This is a genomic window from Devosia insulae DS-56 (assembly GCF_000970465.2).
Lineage (GTDB): Bacteria > Pseudomonadota > Alphaproteobacteria > Rhizobiales > Devosiaceae > Devosia_A > Devosia_A insulae.
Genome location: NZ_LAJE02000057.1, coordinates 1 through 5,074, shown reverse-complemented (window position 1 = coordinate 5,074; position 5,074 = coordinate 1). Strand labels below are relative to the sequence as shown.

The following is a 5,074-nucleotide window of genomic DNA, read 5'->3' as shown; positions in this document are numbered from 1 at the left end:
GGGGACAGGGGTGGGGGTCAGCCCGCACCGGCTCCTGTCACTGTTCCCGACCTGGCCCAGCGAAGATCGTGTCAACGCTGAGCACCAGCCCGGGCGGCGCGGCAGAGACTTCGCCCGGCGCGTAGTCGCACTCCACCATGGCGAAATGCACCGCCGCCTGCCGGTCGGTGAACACCCCGCCGGTGAGCCCCAGGCTGTCGCTGACGACACACTTGCCGCGCGCGTCGCGCCCGACCATGAAGCGGCCCTGGTGCGGAGGGGCGGTAGCGAGGGCGCCGCGCATCGTGCGAGCCCCGCTGCCCACATGGCAACGACGCCACCGAGCAGCGCCTATGCCCCGGTACCGATCCGCCAATGCTGCAAATCACTTGCCCTCGGCGCCGCACTGACGACAATGCGAACTACCATACAAGGGGACACGACATGAACGCCATCGACCAGCAGCGGCCGCCCGAGGCACCCGGCGCCGCCGGCATCTACCGCATCTGGCCGGGTGAGGGTCGCGCCCCCGGGTCGGAGCACTGGACGCATCGGGAATCGACCATGCAGATCCCGTGGACCACGGCGAGCCGGCGCCTGACCCGCAACGTCGTCACCCCCACGCTCACCGCCTTCCTGCCCGAGCCGGGCAAGGCCAATGGCACGGCGATGATCGTCGCCCCCGGCGGCGCCTTCCACTTCCTGATGATCGACCACGAGGGCTACGACATGGCCCGTTGGCTCGCCGGGCTCGGCATCACCGCTTTCGTGTTGAAATACCGGCTGGCACCGACGCCCGAGGCCGATGCCGACCTGCTGGATTTCCGCAACGAACTGCAGCGCCGGCTGCACCAGCCCGGCCCGATGGGCGCCGCGCCCCCGTCGAACCCCGCGATCGCCGAGGCGCGCCTCTGGGGCGAAGAGGACGGCCGGCAGGCCATCCGTTTCGTCCGCCAGCATGCCGCCGACTGGGGCCTCGACCCCACCCGCATCGGCATCGGCGGCTTCTCGGCCGGCGGCGCCGTCACCATGGGCCCGGTGTTCGAGCACGACGCGGCGAGCCGTCCGGATTTCGCCGTCGGCATCTACCCCGCCTATCGCGCCGGCCTGCCGCTACCGTCAGACGCGCCGCCGCTGTTCCTCGCCATTTCCGACGACGACAAATCCGTCGCCCCGCTCTCTTCCGTCCGCCTCTACGAAGCCTGGCACAGCGCCGGCATCCCCGCCGAGCTACACGTCTTCGGCAACGGCGCCCACGGTTTTGGTTTCGGTAAGTCGGGGCTGCTGTCGGACCCGTGGGCCGAGATGCTGCAGAGCTGGCTGGGTGTACGGGGGTTGTTGCCCGCCCGCTAAGCCGGCAGTCGGCGTCCCCTCGCCCCTCCTAGGGGAGCGCCATAGCGCCCCCGAGGGAGAGGGCAAGCGCAGCTTACGAGCGCCAGCGAGTTAGCGCAGCTAGGGTGAGGGGTGCAGCCTCTCAGTAATGCTGGATCACCCAGCACTCTGAACTGCCTCACCCCTCACCCTAGCCCTCTCCCCTGAGGGGAGAGGGGACGCCCCTGCCCGCGCCTTAGCCTCCACGACTATCGTCCCGCTTGAGCCAGCCCCCTCGATATGCTCCCTAGCCACCCAATGCCCTCCGCTACACCGCACGTCATCCACATCCCCTCGTTCCGTCATTTCCTCTCGTCCCGGGCCCTCTCGTCGGTGGCGTTCCAGGGGTCGGCGGTGGCGATCGGCTGGCTGATCTACGATCGCACCCGCAATCCGTTCGACCTCGGGCTGGTCGGGCTGTTCCAGTTCCTGCCGATGCTGGTGCTGACCTTTTTTGCCGGGCACGTCGCCGACCAGTTCGACCGCCGCCAGATCGGCCTCGTCTGCCAGGTGATCGAGGCCATCACCATGGGCTTCATCGCACTCGGTATCTGGCAGGGCTGGCTGCCGACCTGGGGCGTCTTTGCCGCGGTGACTGTGCTCGGCGCCGCCCAGGCCTTCGAGCGACCCAGCATGGCGGCGCTACTGCCGGGGATCGTCCCCACCGCGCAGCTGCAGAGCGCCGTCGCCACCTCGACCTCGGTGATGCAGACCGCGCTGATCATCGGCCCGGCGCTTGGCGGCATTCTCTATGGCTTCGGCGATGTGGTGCCGTTCCTCGCTTCGGGCGTGCTGTTCCTCGTCGCCAGCTACAATGTGCTGCAGATCGACAAGCCTGCGACCCTCCCCGCCCGTGCCCCGATGACCTTCGAGTCGGTGTTCGCCGGCGTGGTGTTCATCAAGAGTAAGCCGGTAATGCTGGGCTCGATCTCGCTCGACCTGTTCGCCGTGCTGCTCGGCGGCGCCACCGCCATGCTGCCGGTCTATGCCCGCGACATCCTCCATGCCGGCCCCTGGGCGCTCGGCTTTCTCCGCATGGCTCCGGCGATTGGCGCGGTGGTGATGTCGCTGCTGCTCGCCCGCTTCCCACTGCAGCACCGGGTCGGCATCAAGATGCTGTGGGCCGTCGCAATTTTCGGGGTCGCCACTATCGTCTTCGCCTACTCGACCAATATCGTGCTCTCGGTGGTGATGCTGATCATCCTCGGCGCCTCCGACACGGTGAGCGTCGTGGTGCGGAGTTCGCTGGTCCAACTGCTCACCCCCGACCACATGCGCGGCCGGGTCAACGCCGTGAACTCGCTGTTCATCGGCACCTCCAACCAGCTCGGCGAGTTCCGCGCCGGCGTCTTCGCCGGCTTCATGGGCCCGGTCGCCGCCGTCGCCTTTGGCGGCATCGGCACGCTGGCCGTGGTGCTGCTGTGGTCCCGCCTGTTTCCGGCCTTGCGCAAGGTCGACACGCTCAGCGGCTGAGCCGCGGATGCCCCCGCGAAACCGTGGCCATCCACACTTGTCGTACCAGCCGGTTTGCATCCGCCAAGCGGCGATATATGCTGCTCCGTACCCGTTTGTCGGCGGGGCAAAGGGGGGCCAACTCATGACGGATCTGCTGCCGGTTGGCCGCGCCCGCGGCAGCCTGGTCAAACAGGTCAGCGAGGAGTTGCGCGCCGAAATCGCCTCCGGCCGTTTCAGTGTCGGCGACAAGCTGCCCTCGCAATCGCACCTCACCGAGCGCTTCGCGGTCAGCCGTACCGTGGTGCGCGAAGCGGTGGCCAGCTTGCAGGCCGATGGCATCGTCGAGTCGCATCAGGGCGCCGGGGTCTTCGTTACCGCCCGCACCGCGCCGCCTGCCTTCGCCTTCCAGAGCATCGATCCGGCGCGGATTTCTTCGATCCTCGAAACACTTGAGCTGCGCGCTGCGGTCGAGATCGAAGCCGCCGGCCTCGCGGCGCTGCGCCGCTCACCGCAGCAGGAAGAAGAGATCTTCCGCACCCACAATGTGGTGGCGGCGCAGATCGCCCGCGGCGAGCGCTCCAACGAGGCGGATTTCGCCTTCCACCGCGCCATCGCCGCCGCCACCAACAACCCGCGCTTCACCGAATTCCTTGACCTGCTCGGCCAGGCGGCCATCCCCCGTTTCGCCATCCAGACCAATGGGGCCGAGGCGGTGCGCGCCTCCTATCTCGACCGCATTCTCGACGAACATCGCCAGATCGCCCAGGCCGTCGCCAACGCCGACGAAGCCGCCGCGCGCGAGGCGATGCGCAAGCACCTCAAGGGCAGCCAGCAGCGCTATCGGGCGCTGATCCAGGCCAATACACCATAGCTTATCATATGACTCTGCAGCCCTTTCACCGACAGCGCGGCAGGACGTGGCCTCTCAAGCCCTGACGACCACGCCTGACCCCGGAGTCTCCCGATGACGACAAACATCCCTGCTGCCGGCCCCCTCGCCGGGCTCGCTCCCGGCGCTGCCAGCACCGACCGCATCGCCTGGATCAAACTGTCGCTGATCCTGTTGCCGCTCAAGGCGCCGATCAGCGACGCCAAGGTGCTGACCGGCCGGCAGAAACCGCTGACCGAGGTAGCGATGCTGTTTGCCGAGATCGAGAGCGAGCGCGGCCACCACGGCATCGGCTTTTCCTACTCCAAGCGCGCCGGCGGCTATGGCCTGTTCGCCCATGCCAGGGAGATCTCGCCCAACCTGATCGGCGAAGACCCCAATGATATCGCCCGGCTCTGGGACAAGCTGGTGTGGGCCGGCGCCTCGGTCGGCCGCAGCGGGCTCGCGACGCAGGCCATCGCCGCCTTCGACGTGGCGCTGTGGGATATGAAGGCCAAGCGCGCCGGCCTGCCACTGGCCAAGCTCCTCGGAGCGCGCCGCGACTCGGTGCGCTGCTACAATACCTCGGGCGGGTTCCTGTCGACGCCGGTCGAGCAGCTGGTGGAGAACTGCGAAGCCTCGATCGCCGCCGGGATCGGTGGCCTGAAGATCAAGGTCGGCCAGCCCGACCCAATGGCCGACCTCACCCGGCTCGACGCGGTACGGAAGGTTGTCGGCGATCGTGTGCCGCTGATGGTCGATGCCAACCAGCAATGGGACCGGCCGACCGCCGAACGGGTCGGGCGGGCGCTCGAGGAGTTCAACCTCGTCTGGATCGAAGAGCCGCTCGATGCCTACGACGTCGAGGGTCATGCCCGGTTGGCGGCTAACCTGGTGACGCCGATCGCTTCGGGCGAGATGCTGACCAGCGTCGCCGAGCACCTGGCGCTGATCCAGCACGACGCGGTGGATTTCATCCAGCCCGATGCGCCGCGGGTCGGCGGCATCACCCAGTTCCTGAAGATCGCCACCATCGCCGAGCAGAAATACCTCAAAATGGCGCCGCACTTCGCCATGGAGATTCACCTCCATCTCGCGGCGGCCTATGCCCACGACACCTGGGTCGAGCATTTCGACTGGCTCGACCCGCTGTTCAACGAGCATCTCGAAATCAAGGACGGACGCATGCTCGTCTCCGACCGCCCCGGCCTAGGGTTTACGCTCAGCGATCAGGCATTGGCGTGGACGGTGGACAGCGCCGAGATCGGCAAGCGGCGGTGATGTCCCGCTGCTTTGCTGCGGAGACAGATGCGATCGCCTCCCTCCCCCTTGAGGGGAGGGATTGAGGGAGGGGGTGGTGTGTCTCTTATACACCTCTGACGCTGCCGACGAGCGACCTAG

The 5,074-nt window shown here is 67.7% G+C and carries 5 protein-coding genes; 4 read left to right on the top strand and 1 reads right to left on the bottom strand.

Annotation, left to right across the window (positions count from 1 at the left end; all coding sequences use genetic code 11):
* Positions 1 to 37: 37 nt before the first annotated feature.
* Positions 38 to 283, bottom strand: coding sequence for a hypothetical protein (locus tag VW23_RS03005; protein ID WP_069908114.1), 246 nt, complete (start codon positions 281 to 283; stop codon positions 38 to 40).
* Between the two features lie 140 nt (positions 284 to 423).
* Here VW23_RS03005 and VW23_RS03000 point away from each other — a divergent pair, with 140 nt between their 5' ends.
* From VW23_RS03000 to VW23_RS02985, 4 genes are all read left to right on the top strand, one after another.
* Complete coding sequence (locus VW23_RS03000) at positions 424 to 1,332, top strand: alpha/beta hydrolase (RefSeq protein ID WP_069908113.1); 909 nt, start codon at positions 424 to 426, stop codon at positions 1,330 to 1,332.
* Between the two features lie 276 nt (positions 1,333 to 1,608).
* Positions 1,609 to 2,823: an MFS transporter gene (locus VW23_RS02995; RefSeq protein ID WP_069908112.1), complete on the top strand. Its 1,215-nt coding sequence runs from the start codon at positions 1,609 to 1,611 to the stop codon at positions 2,821 to 2,823.
* Between the two features lie 124 nt (positions 2,824 to 2,947).
* On the top strand, positions 2,948 to 3,676 hold the full coding sequence (locus tag VW23_RS02990; protein WP_069908111.1) for a FadR/GntR family transcriptional regulator: 729 nt from the start codon (positions 2,948 to 2,950) through the stop codon (positions 3,674 to 3,676).
* 93 nt (positions 3,677 to 3,769) lie between these two features.
* The gene (locus VW23_RS02985) at positions 3,770 to 4,954 is read left to right on the top strand and encodes an L-talarate/galactarate dehydratase (protein ID WP_069908110.1); all 1,185 of its coding nucleotides are present in this window, start codon (positions 3,770 to 3,772) and stop codon (positions 4,952 to 4,954) included.
* Positions 4,955 to 5,074 lie beyond the last annotated feature (120 nt).